This window comes from Tenebrionibacter intestinalis (genome assembly GCF_016632365.1).
GTDB classification, from domain to species: Bacteria; Pseudomonadota; Gammaproteobacteria; order Enterobacterales; family Enterobacteriaceae; genus Tenebrionibacter; species Tenebrionibacter intestinalis.
In genome coordinates, this window is sequence record NZ_JAEPBH010000008.1 from 80,306 (window position 1) to 98,056 (window position 17,751).

Annotated in this window: 17 protein-coding genes; 12 read left to right on the forward strand and 5 right to left on the reverse strand. The window is 52.2% G+C overall.

The genetic code is table 11. From position 1 onward, the window contains the following. Position 1 precedes the first annotated feature (1 nt). The 3 genes from JJB97_RS04655 to JJB97_RS04665 are packed head-to-tail and all read right to left on the reverse strand — an operon-like array spanning position 2 to position 3,374. On the reverse strand, positions 2–796 hold the full coding sequence (locus JJB97_RS04655) for a Na(+)-translocating NADH-quinone reductase subunit C (protein WP_238712810.1): 795 nt from the start codon (positions 794–796) through the stop codon (positions 2–4). Beyond that, a complete protein-coding gene (locus JJB97_RS04660) occupies positions 789–2,027 on the reverse strand; it encodes an NADH:ubiquinone reductase (Na(+)-transporting) subunit B (protein WP_238712812.1) in 1,239 nt (412 codons plus the stop codon). The genes JJB97_RS04655 and JJB97_RS04660 overlap by 8 nt, the downstream gene beginning before the upstream one ends. A 3-nt stretch (positions 2,028–2,030) precedes the next feature. Further along, a complete protein-coding gene (locus JJB97_RS04665) occupies positions 2,031–3,374 on the reverse strand; it encodes a Na(+)-translocating NADH-quinone reductase subunit A (protein WP_238712841.1) in 1,344 nt (447 codons plus the stop codon). Between the two features lie 415 nt (positions 3,375–3,789). Here JJB97_RS04665 and dpaA point away from each other — a divergent pair, with 415 nt between their 5' ends. Further along, the gene (gene dpaA, locus JJB97_RS04670; protein ID WP_238712814.1) at positions 3,790–4,521 is read left to right on the forward strand and encodes a peptidoglycan meso-diaminopimelic acid protein amidase; all 732 of its coding nucleotides are present in this window, start codon (positions 3,790–3,792) and stop codon (positions 4,519–4,521) included. Here the strand turns inward: dpaA and JJB97_RS04675 are convergent. Together JJB97_RS04675 and lpcA are read right to left on the reverse strand one after the other, a co-directional pair. After that, on the reverse strand, positions 4,492–5,259 hold the full coding sequence (locus tag JJB97_RS04675) for a class II glutamine amidotransferase (RefSeq protein WP_238712817.1): 768 nt from the start codon (positions 5,257–5,259) through the stop codon (positions 4,492–4,494). The two genes, dpaA and JJB97_RS04675, sit on opposite strands and share 30 nt — an antisense overlap. Positions 5,260–5,306: 47 nt before the next feature. Beyond that, complete coding sequence (gene lpcA, locus JJB97_RS04680) at positions 5,307–5,888, reverse strand: D-sedoheptulose 7-phosphate isomerase (RefSeq protein WP_238712819.1); 582 nt, start codon at positions 5,886–5,888, stop codon at positions 5,307–5,309. A 219-nt stretch (positions 5,889–6,107) separates the two neighbouring features. Here lpcA and fadE point away from each other — a divergent pair, with 219 nt between their 5' ends. From fadE to JJB97_RS04735, 11 genes are all read left to right on the forward strand, one after another. Next, positions 6,108–8,564, forward strand: coding sequence for an acyl-CoA dehydrogenase FadE (gene fadE, locus JJB97_RS04685; RefSeq protein WP_238712821.1), 2,457 nt, complete (start codon positions 6,108–6,110; stop codon positions 8,562–8,564). Positions 8,565–9,288: 724 nt separating this feature from the next. Beyond that, positions 9,289–10,212 carry a winged helix-turn-helix domain-containing protein gene (locus JJB97_RS04690; RefSeq protein WP_238712823.1) on the forward strand — a complete coding sequence of 308 codons (924 nt, stop codon included), beginning with the start codon at positions 9,289–9,291 and terminating at the stop codon, positions 10,210–10,212. A gap of 65 nt (positions 10,213–10,277) precedes the next feature. Further along, on the forward strand, positions 10,278–10,781 hold the full coding sequence (locus tag JJB97_RS04695; RefSeq protein ID WP_238712825.1) for a fimbrial protein: 504 nt from the start codon (positions 10,278–10,280) through the stop codon (positions 10,779–10,781). A 67-nt stretch (positions 10,782–10,848) separates the two neighbouring features. Beyond that, the gene (locus JJB97_RS04700) at positions 10,849–11,382 is read left to right on the forward strand and encodes a fimbrial protein (RefSeq protein WP_238712827.1); all 534 of its coding nucleotides are present in this window, start codon (positions 10,849–10,851) and stop codon (positions 11,380–11,382) included. A 112-nt stretch (positions 11,383–11,494) separates the two neighbouring features. Next, positions 11,495–12,562 (forward strand): fimbria/pilus outer membrane usher protein, encoded by a 1,068-nt coding sequence (locus JJB97_RS18520; protein WP_263457860.1) that lies wholly within the window; start codon positions 11,495–11,497, stop codon positions 12,560–12,562. 28 nt (positions 12,563–12,590) lie between these two features. Further along, complete coding sequence (locus JJB97_RS18525) at positions 12,591–13,958, forward strand: fimbria/pilus outer membrane usher protein (protein ID WP_263457864.1); 1,368 nt, start codon at positions 12,591–12,593, stop codon at positions 13,956–13,958. A gap of 72 nt (positions 13,959–14,030) precedes the next feature. Then, positions 14,031–14,759 carry a fimbria/pilus periplasmic chaperone gene (locus tag JJB97_RS04715; RefSeq protein ID WP_238712843.1) on the forward strand — a complete coding sequence of 243 codons (729 nt, stop codon included), beginning with the start codon at positions 14,031–14,033 and terminating at the stop codon, positions 14,757–14,759. Between the two features lie 225 nt (positions 14,760–14,984). After that, positions 14,985–15,473 (forward strand): fimbrial protein, encoded by a 489-nt coding sequence (locus JJB97_RS04720; protein WP_238712829.1) that lies wholly within the window; start codon positions 14,985–14,987, stop codon positions 15,471–15,473. Continuing rightward, positions 15,473–16,030, forward strand: coding sequence for a fimbrial protein (locus tag JJB97_RS04725; RefSeq protein WP_238712830.1), 558 nt, complete (start codon positions 15,473–15,475; stop codon positions 16,028–16,030). The genes JJB97_RS04720 and JJB97_RS04725 overlap by 1 nt, the downstream gene beginning before the upstream one ends. A gap of 82 nt (positions 16,031–16,112) precedes the next feature. Then, positions 16,113–16,601 (forward strand): fimbrial protein, encoded by a 489-nt coding sequence (locus JJB97_RS04730; protein ID WP_238712832.1) that lies wholly within the window; start codon positions 16,113–16,115, stop codon positions 16,599–16,601. 48 nt (positions 16,602–16,649) lie between these two features. Further along, a complete protein-coding gene (locus JJB97_RS04735) occupies positions 16,650–17,519 on the forward strand; it encodes an MrpH family fimbial adhesin (RefSeq protein ID WP_238712834.1) in 870 nt (289 codons plus the stop codon). Positions 17,520–17,751: the final 232 nt, after the last annotated feature.

Here is a 17,751-nt window from a genome sequence, read left to right on the forward strand (position 1 = left end):
TTCAGCCATTGTTGAGCGCTCCTTCTCGAACCTGCTTCAGAAAAGGGCCAAATCCCAGTTCGCCCATCCAGAATTCAAAACTGTGCTGCACGCCTTTGGAAGTGAGCGTCGCGCCAGACAGGCCGTCGACCTCATAGGCGCTGCCTGCGCGCGCGCGCCCTTTCACCACGCGAATAGACGGCCTGCCGTTTTCATCGACCACCTGTTTACCGGCAAACAGCTTCAGCCAGTTGGGGTTTTCAATCTCACCCCCCAGGCCCGGCGTTTCACCGTGGTCGTAGTAGGTCATGCCGCGAATGGTGCGTCCGTCTGTTTCCAGCGCCACAAACGCATACATCACCGACCACAGGCCGTTGCCGTAAATGGGCAAAATCAGCTCTTTCACCTTTGTCTGATGCTCATCATGCACCAGCCAGACCTCGGCGATATTGGCGCGACGCTTAATGCCCGCCGGGTCCTGCTGCGCAGTTAGCGTCAGGCTTTGTTCCGGATCGCGCAGCGCCTGCGCTTCGTTGAATGCGGCCGGATCTTTGTCCAGAATATCGCCGCTTTGCAGATCCACCAGGCGCGCGCTAATACGCTTGCTGAATACGGCCTGCACCTCATCGCTGGACATGCCCGGCTGCATTAACCCGGCAACGCTCAGAATGTTGCGCTGTTTATCCAGCTCGCGCTGTTCATGCTGGCGAGATTTAAGCCCTACCGCCGCGCCCGATACGATGACTGAGCAAACAAGGCAAAGCACCAGCACCACCAGCAACGTTTTGCCCGTGCTGTCATTTCCTTTATTAGCCACGCAACTTCCTCCGCTTAATGTTGGCCTGCACCACCAGGTAATCGAACAGCGGCGCGAAGAGGTTGGCAAACAAAATCGCCAGCATCATGCCTTCCGGGTAGGCGGGGTTAACGACGCGAATCAGCACGCACATCGCGCCAATCAATACGCCATAGCTCCATTTTCCTTTATTGGTAAACGCAGCGGAAACCGGGTCGGTCGCCATAAACATCATGCCGAAAGCAAAACCGCCAAGCACCAGATGCCAGTACCACGGCATAGCGAACATGGGGTTCGTGTCGGAGCCAATCAGATTGAACAGCGTCGCTGTGGCGATCATCCCCAGCATGACGCCTGCTACGATGCGCCAGGAGGCGATGCGGCCAAAAATGATAACGGCGCCGCCGAGCAGGATCATCAGCGTAGAGACTTCCCCTATCGAGCCGGGGATGTTGCCAAGGAAGGCGTCCATCCAGGCAACCGGCTGGCCGGTGGCCACGTTAATTAGCGCCTCGCCGCCGTTGCTCGCCCACTGGGAAAGCGGAGTCGCGCCGGAGAAGCCGTCGGCGGCCGTCCACACCAGGTCGCCCGAAATCTGCGCCGGATAGGCAAAAAACAAAAAGGCGCGTCCGGCCAGCGCCGGGTTAAGGAAGTTGCGGCCCGTGCCGCCAAATACTTCTTTGGCGATAACCACGCCAAAGCTGATGCCCATTGCCGCCTGCCACAGCGGCAGTGTCGGCGGCACAATAAGCGCAAAGAGAATGGAAGTGACAAAGAAGCCTTCGTTTATCTCATGCTTACGCACAATCGCAAACAGCACCTCCCAAAACCCGCCGACCAAAAATACCACCAGGTAGATCGGCGCAAACCAGATAGCGCCGAGCGTCATCATGCTAAGCCAACCTGCCTCGGCGGTGAAGTTCACCCCCAGCCACTGCGCCAACCGCCAGTGCCAGTCACCGGCTAATACCTGTTGCAGCCGATCCGCATCGTAGAGATTATTGAGCGCCGAGAGGCTTTCATGACCAACGTTGTACATGCCCCAGAACATCGCCGGGAACACGGCCAGCCACACCAGAATCATCATGCGTTTGAGATCGATTGCGTCGCGCACATGAGAAGCGCCGCGCGTGACCTGGCCCGGCGTGTAAAACAGCGTAGCCGTGGCTTCAAACAGCGGATAGTACTTCGCCAGCCTGCCGCTACCGGTAAAGTGCGGCTCTATTTTTTCGAAAAAATGCTTTAACCCCATTGCTTACCCTTCCTGCTCAATGCGCGTTAATACGTCGCGCAATACCGGGCCATATTCATATTTACCAGGACAGACGTAGGTACACAGCGCCAGGTCTTCCTCATCCAGCTCCAGGCAACCCAACGCCTGCGCGCTATCGGTATCGCCCACCAGCAGATCGCGTAACAGTACGGTAGGCAGGATATCCAGCGGCATCACGCGTTCGTAGTTGCCAACAGGCACCATCGCGCGCTCGCCGCCGTGGGTGTCGGTGGTAAAGTGAAACAGTCGGCGTTTCAGGAAATGCCCAAGCGTCGTGCGGGTAACAGAAAATTTGTCTTTCCCCGGCATCGCCCAACCAAACAGCGCTTTTTCGCGCCCTTCCGTTAACGCTGTAATTTGCAGATGGAAGCGGCCAAGGAATGCATGGGGGCCGCACGCCTGAACGCCGCTTAGCACGGAGCCGGAAATGACGCGGTTTTCACCGTCGCGCAATTCGCCTTCGATCAGTTCTTCAATGGATGCGCCAAGCTGAGTGCGCAACAGGCGCGGTTTTTTTACCTGCGGGCCGCCGAGCGCGATAACGCGCTCTGTCCACAGTTCGCCATCCACCATCAGTTTGCCGATTGCGATAACGTCCTGGTAGTTGAGATGCCAAACCTGCTTATGCAGGCCGACCGGTTCAAGGAAGTGAATATGGGTGCCCGGCAGCCCGGCGGGATGCGGGCCGGCAAATTCATTAAACGTGACCTGCGGCTGCGGATGGCCGCCCAGTTTACCGCCGCTGGCCTGGCAAACGTGTACTTTGCCCTGCGTCAGACGCGTAAGCACCGTCAGCCCGGCATCAAACATGGCGCGCTGCGCGTGAATAATCGGCTGTGGATCGGCGGCCAGCGGGTTAGTATCCATCGCAGTAACGAAAATCGCGGCGGGTACGCTGCCAGGTACCGGCGCTTTACTGAACGGACGCGTGCGCAGGGCCGTCCAGAGCCCGGAAGCCAGAAGCTGGCGCATGACGGCATCGCGCGGCAGTGTTTCCAGCTCCTCAACGCTGTGGCGAGCAAAATCAACCTGTTCATCGCCGCTTACGGCAATGACCAACGACTGTAACACACGGCGTTCGCCGCGGTTGATGGCCTCCACCGTGCCGCTGGCTGGGGCAGTATAAAAAACCCCGGGATTTTTCTTATCTTCAAACAGCGCCTGCCCCTTGCGTACCCGGTCGCCTTGCCGAACCAGCATAGAGGGGCGCATACCAATATATTCCTCTGCCAACAGCGCAACGCGGCGCGGCGCAGGGCATTTATCAATGCGCTGCTCCGGTACGCCCGCTATCGGCAGATCGAGCCCTTTTTTAATTTTGATCATAAGGTTAAGTAAGTATGGATTATTGTTATTACGCCGCAGCATGCGCGACGCCAGAGTGGTATTACTTCCGTTAAACGGAAAAGGAAAAAGAGGGTACCTGAAGATCCCATAAACCAAACACAGAAATCCCCCTAATTCTTGTCCCTGTATCGTTTTTCGCGCCAATTTTAACATTAATTCCCCTGCAAACGGCATAACTACTGTCTACCTGTAGTCAACAATGCGAAGGAAAACGCAACTTTTGGGCAAACGAGGCGAAATAGATTAAAATGCCGCCGTTATGTAAAACGCCTTTCCTGCGCTTGCGAAAATTACAGGCGGTGATAATGTGAGCGCAAAATTCCAGTGCATTCTGATTCAGGGCCTGTTTACCGCTCAGGTTTTTTGTTCCCGGTTTATAAAGGAAACCAGTAGTATGCGTACGATCGCGTTGTTTTTTGCGATGCTTCTCCTGCCGTGCATCTCTTATGCCGGCCTGCTTAGTAGTAATCCTTCCCCGCTGCAGGATAAGCAGCGATTTATGGGCGCTCCGGTCTATATTCAGATTTTTAAAGAAGAACGCACGCTTGAGCTGTGGGTGAAGTCAGGTGAAAAGTACCAGCTCATGAAAAGCTACAATATCTGTAATTACTCAGGCGGTCTGGGACCGAAGCGGCGCATGGGGGATTATAAAAGCCCGGAAGGGTTCTATAGCGTAGACCGCAGCCAGCTCAAGCCAGACAGCCGCTTTTATAAAGCCATCAATATCGGCTTTCCGAACGAATTCGACAGGCAAAACGGTTACAACGGCAAATATCTGATGATACACGGCGCCTGCGTTTCAGTAGGCTGCTACGCCATGACCGATAACGGCATCGATGAGATTTTTCAATACGTCACCGCCGCGTTGGTCTTCGGCCAGCCGCGCGTTGAGGTAAGCATTTATCCGTTTCGTATGAACGACGCCAACATGGCGCGCCACAAACACGCCTATTACGCCAGCTTCTGGAAACAGTTGAAGCCAGGATATGACTATTTTATGCAGCACAGGCAACCGCCGATGGTCAGCGTGCACAACGGCCAGTATGTCGTCAACGCCCGGCCTTACGTGAGTAACGGCGGCCAGCCGCTGTTGGCCTCAAACCAGCTTTTCTCCCAGACAAAATAACGCCCAGCTCCCAGGCGCTATCCGGTTCCAGTTTTCATTACCGGTTAGCGGCTGGGTGGCGATGAGCGTCACGACATCATCCGGCGTGGTTTCGCGCTGAAAATCGATCTCCACGTCCCTGTCCAGCAGCGTCGCTACGCCAAACGGCGCGCGACGCGTTATCCAGTGCAGATTGGTAGAACAAAACGCCAGCACGTAACGTCCATCCGTCAACAGCATATTAAACACCCCTTTTTTACGCAGCTCCCCCGCCAGCTCTGCGGTATAGCGAAACATTGCCGGCATATTGCCAGGCGTACGCGGGTAGCGCTGCGCCAGACGATGCAACAGCCAGCAGAAAGCGTATTCGCTGTCGGTTTCGCCTACAGGGCGGAAGCTGCCGGTTTCAAGACGGCGATAGCCTTTAAGCTGGCCGTTGTGCGCGAAAGTCCAGTTTCGCCCCCACAATTCGCGCGTAAAGGGGTGAGTATTTTCCAAAGATACGTCGCCGCGATTGGCCTGGCGGATATGCGCCACCACCGAGCAGGATTTAATGGGGTACTCCTGCACCAGCCTCGCGACAGGGGAATTAAACCCTGGCTGTGGGTCCTTAAAGGTGCGGCAGCCTTTGCCCTCATAAAACGTGATCCCCCAGCCGTCCTTATGCGGGCCGGTGCCGCCGCCGCGCTGCGCCAGGCCGGTAAAACTAAAGCAAATATCCGTGGGGACATTAGCGCTCATCCCGAGCAGTTCACACATTTCTGCCTCCCGTACCGCGCCCCTCATCGCTGGAAGGGCTGAAGGTGTTATGCCTTAGCCATCTCTTTTTCAATCAGCATCATCAGGATATGGATCACTTTAATATGGATTTCCTGTATGCGATCTGCGTAACCGAAGTGCGGCACGCGGATTTCAATGTCGGCGCTGCCGGCCATTTTGCCGCCGTCTTTACCGGTCAGCGCGATGACTTTCATACCTTTTGCGCGCGCCGCCTCAATGGCCTTAATAATATTTGCGGAATTGCCGGAGGTGGACAGCCCTAACAGGACGTCGCCTTCACGACCTACGGCTTCAACATAGCGGGAGAAAACATACTCATAGCCAAAATCGTTACTGACGCAGGAGAGATGGCTGACGTCGGAAATTGCAATAGCGGGATAGCCCGGGCGATTTTCACGGTAGCGGCCAGTCAGCTCTTCAGCAAAGTGCATGGCGTCACAGTGAGAGCCGCCGTTACCGCAGGAGAGCACTTTTCCGCCGGCTTTGAAACTGTCCGCCAGCATCACCGCCGCACGCTGAATAGCGTGAATACTGGCGTCATCTTTCAGGAAATTCGCCAGCGTATCAGCGGCTTCGTTCAGTTCACTACGGATAGTATCCTGGTACATGAGAGGTTCCTTTAGCTTTAGCGAGTCATAATAAGCAGTGTACCGGATAGCGCTACGGGCGAGAAGCGCCACGCTGCGCTGCCCAGGTTCGCTGGCGCCGGGGGTCACATTGTGAGCCAGGTTGTAATTATCTTGTAAACATTTTGATAAAAACAGGGGAAGCAACTACAACAATACTCATTACTGGTCAGACCTCAAGCAAGCCAGGGGAGTTTTCTCATGCTAACGTTGAGTATTATTTTTACCGTTGTTGCGCTCGCTGCGCTTTTTTACCATCAGATAGCCCTGATGGTAAGCAGCGCTATTATGGCGTTGTGGACAATCGCGCTTATCGCAACAGGTCTCTGGACGCCCTGGATGTTGTTGCCGCTGGGGGTTATTTTATTGCCGCTAACGATTACGCCGTTGCGCAAGTCTCTGTTTTCAGCCCCGGCGTTACGTATGTTTAATAACGTCATGCCGCCAATGTCGCGCACCGAAAAAGAAGCTATCGATGCGGGCACCACCTGGTGGGAAGGCGATTTGTTTCGCGGCCGGCCAGACTGGAACAAACTGCACAATTATCCGCAGCCGCGCCTTAGCGCCGAAGAACAGGCCTTTATCGACGGCCCGGTGGAAGAAGCCTGCCGCATGGCGAACGACTTTCAGATAACCCACGAGCTTGCCGATCTGCCGCCTGAACTGTGGGCTTACCTGAAAACGCACCGCTTCTTCGCCATGATCATTAAAAAAGAGTATGGCGGCCTGGCGTTCTCGCCTTACGCGCAGGCGTGCGTACTGCAAAAACTGGCCGGCGTATCCGGCATTCTGGCTATTACCGTCGGCGTACCAAATTCCCTCGGTCCGGGCGAGTTGCTCCAGCACTACGGCACAGATGAACAAAAAGATCGCTATCTGCCGGGCCTGGCGCGCGGCGACGAGATCCCCTGCTTTGCCCTCACCAGTCCTGAAGCCGGTTCTGACGCCGGGGCCATTCCGGATACCGGCGTGGTCTGTATGGGCGAGTGGGAAGGACAACAGGTGTTGGGCATGCGCCTGACCTGGAACAAACGCTACATTACGCTTGCGCCGATCGCCACCGTATTGGGGCTGGCGTTTAAGCTTTACGATCCCGATCGTCTGTTAAGCGATGACGAAGCGCCAGGCATTACCTGCGCGCTGATCCCCACCGACACCCGGGGCGTAGAAATCGGCAAACGTCACTTCCCGCTAAACATACCGTTCCAGAACGGCCCAACCCGCGGCAACAATGTTTTTGTGCCGATCGATTTCATCATCGGCGGCCCGAAAATGGCCGGCCAGGGCTGGCGCATGCTGGTGGAATGCCTGTCGGTAGGCCGCGGTATTACGCTGCCGTCAAACTCCACCGGCAGCCTTAAAAGCGTGGCGTTGGCTACCGGCGCCTATGCCCGCATCCGCCGGCAGTTCAAAATCCCAATTGGCAAAATGGAAGGTATTGAAGAAGCGCTGGCGCGCATCGCCGGGAACGCCTATGTCATGGACGCGGCGGCAACGATGATTACCAGCGGTATTATGCAGGGTGAAAAACCGGCGGTATTATCAGCCATTGTGAAATACCACTGCACCCACCGCGGCCAGCGCGCCATTATTGATGCGATGGACATCACAGGCGGCAAGGGCATTATGCTTGGCAAGAGCAACTTCCTCGCGCGCGCTTATCAGGGCGCGCCTATCGCGATTACTGTAGAAGGCGCCAACATCCTGACCCGCAGCATGATGATTTTCGGGCAGGGCGCAATACGCTGCCATCCTTATGTGCTTGAGGAGATGGCCGCCGCGCAAAACAGAGACCTTAACGCGTTTGACAGGCTGCTGTTTAAACACATCGGCCACGTCGCCAGCAACAAAGTGCGCAGCTTCTGGCTAGGCCTGACCAACGGCCTTGCCAGCGCCGCGCCAACCCGCGACGCGACGCGCCGCTATTATCAGCATATTAACCGCCTGAGCGCGAATCTGGCGCTGCTATCGGATGTCTCAATGGCGGTACTGGGCGGCAGCCTGAAGCGCCGCGAACGCATGTCCGCACGTCTTGGAGACGTACTCAGTCAGCTCTTTCTTGCCTGCGCGGCTCTTAAGCGTTATGACGACGAAGGCCGCAACGAGGCGGATATAGCGCTGCTGCACTGGGGCGTTCAGGATGCGTTGTACCAGGCCGAGCAGGCTATCGACGCGCTGTTGCGTAATTTCCCGAACCGTTTTGCGGCAGGCGCAATGCGCCTGGCGGTTTTCCCACTGGGACGCGCCTGCCGCGCACCGTCCGACACGCTGGATAGCAAGCTGGCGCAGATCCTGCAAACGCCGTCAGCGACCCGTTCACGCCTCGGCCGCGGCCAGTATCTGACGCCAGACGAACATAACCCGTTCGGTCAGATTGAGCAGGCCCTGTATGATACCCTTGCCGCCGAGCCAATCCATGCGCGCCTGTGCAAAGCGGCCGGTAAACATCTGCCCTTTACCCGTCTGGACGAACTGGCGGACAAGGCGCTGGCGCAGGGGCAAATTACAGCGGAAGAAGCCGACGTTTTGCGTCTGGCGGAGGCCAGCCGTCTGCGCACGATTAACGTTGATGAGTTCGAACCACAGGCGCTTGCCGCGCAGCCGCAACCGCAGCCGCGTAAGGATAAAAAAAAGCTATATAAGACAGAAGCGGCCTGAAGGCGCCTCGCCTGCAAAGCGTGTTCAGACGCGGTATCGGCAGTAACGGGGTTCAGCCGCAAGTGAATCCCGTTACTGTCAGGCTATAAAAGTTCTGCTGGCTAACCGCCCCGTCAGCCAGCGGAATAACGATTTTCATTCCTCTCCAGGCATATAAAACGCAGCTTAGTCCAGGCTGTTTCCCTTAATCCAGCATGGATGCTGCTGGGGCGCATGCGAAAAAACCGCTGACTGCGTTGTTGGGCCTGAACAGAGGGCCATTGTGCCCTGCGCCTTGCCTGCGGATTTTTCGCTCAGCGCCAGCAATGAGGATTAAGGGACACAGCCTCATTCATAAACAGCCTGCTTAAATCGCAATCTGCCCGTAGCGCAGACCCATAATATATGCAGACGTGCGTCCCAACGCTCTGGCAGTGCGATAACGGTCCTGTGCCAGCCGTTGTGATACGGTCGATTTAATATTATGCACGGCAAATAACACTCAACATATAATACCTACAGACAATATTAGCCTGCTAACTCAGCAATAAGTTACTGAATGTAATTTTATAATATTACCTTTCCCTTCAGTCATTAAGCACCTTACGAAAGAGCTTAACTCCAATTGTGTTATGTAAAAAAAGTAGATAGAATACACATTCAATAGTTAACATAACGTAATGCGCCATTTTGGCTATAAAACCTATACCCTGAACTATTCAGAGTTACAGCTTTAGGTATTTACATGCGATATTTGCTGCACAGTATGCTAATTTTTGATGTTAAAGAAGGAACGCTGAGTACTATTGACGCGAAACAAAAAATAAAATTACCTTATCCCGCAGTATTACTATTAGATGTTTTTTGTCAAAACGCTCAGGTGCTTATTTCTCGCGATATGTTGATGGACAAGGCCTGGGTTGAAAATGGATTTCGCGGTTCCGGTAGCACGCTCTATAATTCACTTAGCGTGCTACGTAAAATGTTTAGTACTTTAGGTATTGAATACCAGGCAATACGTACACAACCAAAAGTTGGGTTCGCTTTTGAATTAACCGTTAAACCCCTGGCGGAAGAAAAAACGGGGACCCAAACACTCTTCAGCAACAATGAGGGGCCTGATAAAACTAAACCGGAAATAAAAAGCCTTTCTCCCCCCGCAGCGAATATACAGAGCGACCAGACTCACACGCAGAGAAACGCATCCGCTGTTACAGCGTCTTTCTTTACTTGCTTTCGGCTATTCGGATTATGCAGGTCTTCGTTAACACAACGTTATATCCTGTGGATACTCGTTATTATCACCCTACTCGCCGCTCTACAACTGGGTATGAGTTACAGTCGTGATAAAAACGGCATCCTGCCTGCAAGCTACGATTTGATAGCAAACAACCAACAATGTTCACTGCTGTTTCTGGGGCCTTTTACCAACCTATATCCTGCATTATCGGGCACAGAGAAAATAGAAAAACTGGCGGCCAAATACAACATTGATTGCAAAACAAACAAAGCCAAATTTTACGTTCATACGTTGGGGGGAGAACATAAAACGAATAATATGTTAAATGCCCTTATCGTTATGTGCATATACAACAGTCACGACGATCAGCTCATTAGCTGTTTTAATGATTATTCGGTATCAGTAACCCAGAATGAAAATAAATCATAAATACCATTATGCTGTTTTAACATTGTTTACCATCGTTATCTTTCTAACCATTCAACATCCTTGGTATGTCTGCGTTTGCCCATGCAACAACAGATCAGGGCAGCGGTACAGTAACATTTACGGGTTCTATCATTGACGCGCCATGCTCTATTAACCCAGACAGCACTGAGCAACAGGTGAAACTGGGGAAAATCTCCAGCGTTGCGCTACAAAACAGCGGCAAGTCAACGCCGAAGAACTTCGAGATTCATCTGGAAAATTGCAGCCTGAGTACGCAAAAAACAGTAACAACCACCTTTACTGGCCCTGCCGGAGCAAATGGTTTGCTCGGCATTACCGGGTCTGCAAAAGGCGCCAGCATCGCGCTGCTTGATGCGTCTAACAATCCGATTGAATTAGGCAAGCCAACCACCCCGCAGGCATTGCAGGTAAACGAAAATACGCTGCTCTTTAGCGCTTACCTACAAGGCGATGGCAGCACCGGTAACGGTGAAGACGGCCCGACACCGGTTGAAATCGTTCCGGGTAGTTTTGAAAGTATTGCTAACTTCACTCTTACCTACCAGTAAGCGCGTTTAATGCATACATGCGGGCTTCCGCATGTATACAGCCACGACTCAAAGAACAGGTACGCTCATGTTTAACAATACTGGCTTCAGAATGTTCACTTTCCTATTGATCATATTATTCAGCGCTTGCTCGCCTGCCATGACCGGGCAACAAACAGGCTATATCAATATGAAAGGCAGCATTGTAGAAACGCCCTGTTCAATTGCCACTCAGGCAATGAACCAGACCGTTGCGATAAAAAGCTTAAGCGTTAGCGACAACATCCATTACGCACAAGCCCCAGGCCAGCGCTTCTCGATTTTTTTAATACACTGCGCCCTTAAAAAATTGCTACAGGATCGCTCTACAGAAAAATATTTTAACGTCGCGTTTGACAGTAATACAGTATTAACCGACGTTAAAGCGGCAGCAAAGGGCGTGACTTTAAACTTTTACGACATGCAAGGGCATATTATAACGCCAGGAGAGGCCTCGCCCGCAAAAATTATTTCACCAGATAATTTAGCATTAAATTACAGGGTCTATCCGGTCAGCACCGGACACTCCCCAAAACCTGGAAATTACAATGCGGCAGTACATTTTAAAATAAGCTATTTATAACGTTCAAACCCAGGTTTACAACCCTGTTTGTAAAGCAAGTCAGCCATCGGATAAAACTATGCACAATAATAATTTAACTTCCCCGATATTGTCTTTCAGACCTGGAATATTATTGATTTGTCCTTTCATCATTTTCTGGTCATACGGCGCTTCGGGAGAGGACAACATCCAGTTTAATACAGATATCCTCGATGCTGCCGATCGCAATAATATTGACATGACACAGTTTTCCCACCGGGGGTATATTATGCCTGGTGAATATACTATGTCCCTGCGCGTTAATAAGCAGGAGATACCCGAACAGCACATTACTTTTTACCCGCCGGATAACGATCCCAAAGGCAGTAGCGCCTGTATCACTGCGCAAATGGTGGCGCAACTGGCATTAACTCGCCAGGCACAGAAAGCATTAACCTGGTGGCATAACGGTAAATGTATGACGCCGGAAAGTTTACCGGGTACGACGCTGCGCGGCGATTTAGGGACGATGTCGCTGTACGTTAATATTCCGCAAGCGTATCTGGAATACGCCAGCGAGAACTGGGAGCCGCCTTCCCGCTGGGATAACGGCATTCCCGGCGTTATATTTGACTACAATCTCAATATGCAAAATCGCCAGCAGCAGGGCAGCGCCAGCAGCCGCAGCCTTAGCGGCAACGGAACCGTCGGTGCGAACCTGGGAGCATGGCGATTTCGCGCCGACTGGCAGGCGAGGGTCAATCACTCCAGACAACGCCAGGTGCCGCAGGAAGCCTGGCGCTGGAGCCGTTACTACTTTTATCGGGCATTGCCTGCCTTCCGCGCTAAGCTTGAATTGGGTGAGAATTATCTTAATAGCGATATTTTTGACGCCTTTCGTTTTTCAGGCGTCAGCCTGAGAAGCGATGACGCCATGCTGCCGCCTGATTTGCGCGGTTACGCTCCTGAAGTCACGGGTATTGCCCGCACCAATGCCCGCGTTGTTATCAGCCAGCAGGGTAGGATCCTTGAAGAAACCCAGGTTGCCGCAGGCCCCTTCAGAATTCAGGACATTAATGACGCCGTAACCGGTGAACTGGACGTGCGCGTTGAAGAACAGGACGGAACAACCCAAACCTTTACGGTACAAACGGCAAATATCCCCTATCTGACGCGTCCTGGTACGGTGCGTTATAAGCTGGCCGCGGGTCGGCCCACTTGATTTCAGGCATCACGCTGAAGGGCCGGTACTGGGCACTGGCGAATTCTCATGGGGGGTCAGTAACGGCTGGTCGCTCTACGGCGGCGCAGTAGGCGGTGAGAATTATCAGGCGCTGGCAACCGGGATTGGGCGGGATTTGTTAATCCTTGGCGCGCTGTCTTTTGACGTTACGCAATCGCGGGCCCGCACGCCGTGGCAGGCAGAAACCCTGAACGGCCGTTCCTATCGCCTTAGCTATTCAAAAAATTTCGATCGCTATGACAGCCAGATAACCTTTGCAGGCTATCGTTTTGCTGAACGCAACTATTTGGGGATTAATGATTTTATTGAGGCGTGGCAACGCGGTGAACCGGTTTATAGCAGTAAAGAAATGTATACGGTTTCGTTAAGCAAGCGGTTTACAAAACTAAGCCTTGCCGCCTATTTAAACTACAGCCGCCAGACCTATTGGGATCGCCCACAAAGCAACCGCTATGATTTATCGCTATCGCGCTATATTGATATCGGCCATTTTAAGGACGTCAACTTATCCCTTGCCGCTTACCGCTATAACTACAACCACGTTAAAGACGAGGGCATGTATATTTCCGCATCGTTACCTTTTGCCAATGGCGGTAGCCTGAGCTATAGCGGAACCATAACGCGCGGCGAAAACCGACATCAGGTGACGTATTTCGGCCGCATTAATGATAACGACAGCTACCAAATAGATAGCGGCGTTGCCAACGGTAATAAATATACGGCAAGCGCATTTTATACCCATAAGGGCGATTACGCAGAAGTTAATACCAGTGTCAGCTATCAGCAAGGAAGCTACGCCTCGCTAAATCTGGGCGTACGCGGCGGTATGACGGCAACGGCAAAAGGCGCCGCGCTACACGGCAATGGCAACCCTGGCAGCACGCGAATGCTTGTCGATACTGACGGCGTTGCCGGAATACCCATTCACGGCGCCGGCATTAATACCCACAGCAACGATTTTGGTAAGGCCGCCATCGCTGATTTGGGAAGCTACTATCGCAATCGCGTTGACATTGATTTAAACCAGATTCCCGACAATGCCGAGGCCGAGACCTCCGTGGTGCAGGCAACGCTAACCGAAGGCGCAATAGGCTATCGACGCTTTAACGTTATCGAAGGGAGTAAAGCGATTGCCCAAATTCGCCTGCCTGACGGCTCCGCGCCGCCGTTTGGCGCAAGCGTGCTGAACCAGAAAAAGCAAGAAGTCGGCATTATCAATGACGATGGCAGCGCTTATCTCAGCGGGGTTAATCCGGGCGATGAAATGACGGTCAACTGGTCCGACAGCCAGTGCGTTATCTCCTTCCCGACAAGGCTTGCACAGGCGTCGCTCAATAAACTCATGCTTCCTTGCCGCCGGGTAATAAGACCGTAGCGGAAAAACGAGCGCGCCCATTTTATTTTTACAGAGAGATTTGCTATGAGAAAAACAATTATTCGCCAGGTAATGTTCATTTTCGTCAGTGGTTCGTTGGCCATACCCACGGCGCATGCGGCCATTGCGCTGGATCGCACCCGAATTATTTTTGACGGTAGCCAAAAGTCAGAGAGCCTGAGCATCACCAATGAAAATAAAAAACTGCCCTACCTTGCTCAGGGTTGGCTGGAAAATGAAAAAGGCGAAAAGATAAATAATCCGTTAATGGTGCTTCCCCCCGTTCAACGCATGGAGCCAGGAGAGCGAAGCCAGTTAAAAATTCAGGGCCTGCCGACCGTCAGTACCCTGCCGCAGGATCGCGAAAGCCTGTTTTATTTTAACTTACGTGAAATACCGCCACGCGCTAATGAACCCAATGTTTTACAGATTGCGCTACAAACCCGCATCAAACTTTTTTATCGGCCACAGGCCATAATGAAAAGCGCCAACGAAATGGAAACGCCGTGGCAGCAGCAAATTACGCTGATTCGCCAGGGCGATAAATATCAGGTCATGAATCCAACCCCCTATTACATCACGATCATTGATGCCAGCCGCACGCTAAAAGGCAAGACGGCCGCTGGGTTTGAAGCCTTAATGGTTGCCCCCAAAAGCCAGCAACGTCTTAAGGGGAGCGCAGCAGAGCTGGGCAATAGCCCGGTGCTGACCTATATCAACGACTACGGCGGCCGCCCTCAACTGCAGTTTCACTGCAGCGGCCCCACCTGTAAAGCGAGCGTTATCGAGCAGGGCAGCTAATTCACATGCTCCGGAGGAAAACAATGAAAAACACCGGGCAAAGAGACGCCGCTGCGCCATTTCGCCAGAAAACGGGCTATTACTTTGCGCATACGCGGCAAGAGTCGGCAAAGCCGGTTGCGAAAACGGCATATTGTCCGCCTGCGGCCCGCTCGCCAAAAGAAAGCGGGCGGCCCGGACACTTTTTTGGCTACACAACGTTAGCTGACAGGAAACAGAAATAAAATGGCGACTATTTCACTACGTCTGGCGCTGCTGCTGATTGGTGGTTTGTTTTATTCCTGCCTGCATGCGCAAGAGAATATGCAATTTACAGGTACATTAATTGAACCGCCGCCGTGCACCATTAATCAGGGCAAAATGATTGACGTTTCTTTTGGCGAGCATGTGGCTATCGCAAAAGTGGACGGGGCGCATTACCAACAGACCATAGACTACCAGCTAACTTGTAATGCAAATGCCGCGAAAACCGGGCTCACGTTGACGCTGAGGGGGACGGCCAGCGCGTTTGACGCAGCGGCAGTGCAAACAACTAAGCCCGGTTTAGGCATACGTCTGATACTGGGGGAGCGTCCATTTACGCTTAATACGCCCTTTACTGTCGATATGGCCAGGCTACCCGCACTGTTTGCCGTACCGGTGAGCGAAAAAGGCGCCACGCTCACCGAAGGCCAGTTCGACGCCACAGCAACCCTACTGGCGGAGTATCGATAATGAACAGCCAAAAAAGGCCCAACGCACTACGCCGGGCAGGCGCGACAATAGTGTGTATGCTTTTATTGCTAACGCGCAGCGCCAGCCTTCAGGCGAAGGATAATATACATTTCCACGGCGCGCTCACGGCACAGCCCTGCTCTATTCCCGCAGACGGCGTTAACGTTACGCTGGTATTCAGCGATGTGATTAACCGTGACCTGTATAAAAATTTGCGCACGCCAGGCAAAGCGCTGGCGCTGCATCTACAAAATTGCGATAGCAGCGTAGCCCGCCAGGTGTCGGTAACGCTAAGCGGCAATGAGGATAGCCAGCTTCCAGGCTTACTTGCGCTTTCTGCGTCTTCCCAGGCTCACGGAATAGCCATTGGGCTGGAAAAACCGGACGGGCAGAACATCCCTTTTAATCAGCCGGGAGCAAGCCGTCTGTTAACAGACGGGGACAATACGCTGACGCTTCAGGCTTATATACAGGCTGAACCACCGGCGGTAGCACAAAAAAACATTATCCCGGGAACCTTTAGCGCTGTTGCGACAGTGAATTTTAGCTATCAGTAATGAAGATTAGTAATAATACGCAAATAAGATAACCTGTTGCCATTAACGGCGAGTAAACAGTGCAAATATGGTAATTATACCCATGTTCAAAAAATTATTGATGCCTCTATTCGTTACCCTGATCGTTAGTATTACATCACCGTTATGTTGGGGCATATCCAGCACGGTAACAGTACATGTTAAAGTTGAGACTTCGCCCTGCGTAATTAATAATGGCGAAATGATTAACGTTAATTTTGGCGATAATCTACTGACGACGCTTATTGATGGAAACGAATATAAAAAGGCTATAACTTATTCGCTGGACTGCGCCCAACGCACCAATAACGCGCTCAAATTAAAAATATCGGGAACCGCCAGTACATTTAATAACAGCGCATTGCAGACCAATAAGGAAAATATTGGTATTAAACTCTTTAGTAACGGGCAAACATTGCCTGTTAATCAATGGATTAACTTTGATGGTAACGTAGCGCCGCAGTTATCAGCAGCGCCCATAAAATTAACGGAAAACCCATTGAAAGGAGGCGCATTCGCCGCCTCGGCAACCATGATGATTGACTATCAATAATTTTGATATTGCCTGAATGCATGTTGTGCAATAACTATTGAGGAAAGAATGAAAAACTTCATTTACCTGCTCTTTTTGCCGGGAAAAACCACCCTGCAATGGGGGCTGAAAACCGCGCTTCCTGTTGCTCTGTATATCTTCTCGCTCAGTATTTCGCCTGCTCATGCGCTCGGCCATCCGGAAATTGTGGATGTCATCAGCGTTGACGTCAGCGAATGCCCCAACGGCTATCCGGGGCTTACCGCCTGTTATAAATACTCATGGAAATTTTCTTCTAATGACATTCCCGGCAATCTCTTTTTTCCACATGGGAAATTTGACGTTCTGGTTAACTCATCGGGAGATAATTACCTGCAAACGAATGCGCCGTGGTCTTTCGGCGTGCCCAATAATTCCTCAGTTACATGGGCTTCGCTCATTCAGACGATGATAAACAATACGGGCACTTCAGGCGAAGGCATATATTCAGCGCCGATACACTGGAAAGGCTGTTTTACGTTTGGCGTCTCGGATAACAGACAATCCCATCAACTACCGGGAGCCAAATGTTTCCGCGCGCCGCCGCCTCAGGTATCGTGCAATTTTAACCTTGATAACATCAATATTGATTTTGGCACGCTAAATACAAAAGAGGTTAACGGCGCACAGCGGAGCGTTCCCGTTACGCTGACCTGTAGCAGCGCGGTCACAGCCAGTATCAGCAATCTGGATAACGGTAATATCACGCTAAAAAACGGCGGTAACGCTGGCCTTACCGCCAGCCTTTACGTGAACGGCACGTCGCTTGCCAGTGAACAGCAAATAAATCTGGCGGCAGGCGACAATGCGCTAACGGTTATGGCGACGCTTAAAACCGATGGCAATATCGTCGCCGGCGATTATTCAGCCTCAACGATATTAAGTATCGCGTTACAATAATAAAGGCCTATTACCGCTAAATACGGTTGCTCAGGTTGTTGACAAAAAAGGTTAAAAACGTGGCTTTGCCCTTCTTGTCACGATCGGTCGAAAAAAAGCGTCTATTTTTTGCTACTTTAATTTCTGATATTTCGGTTTAAAGCCGCACGTATCGGCGTTCGACAACACACTGAGTGACCTCTAAACGAGGTCACTTTTTATACCCATCTGAACACCACCTCCTGTGGAGGTG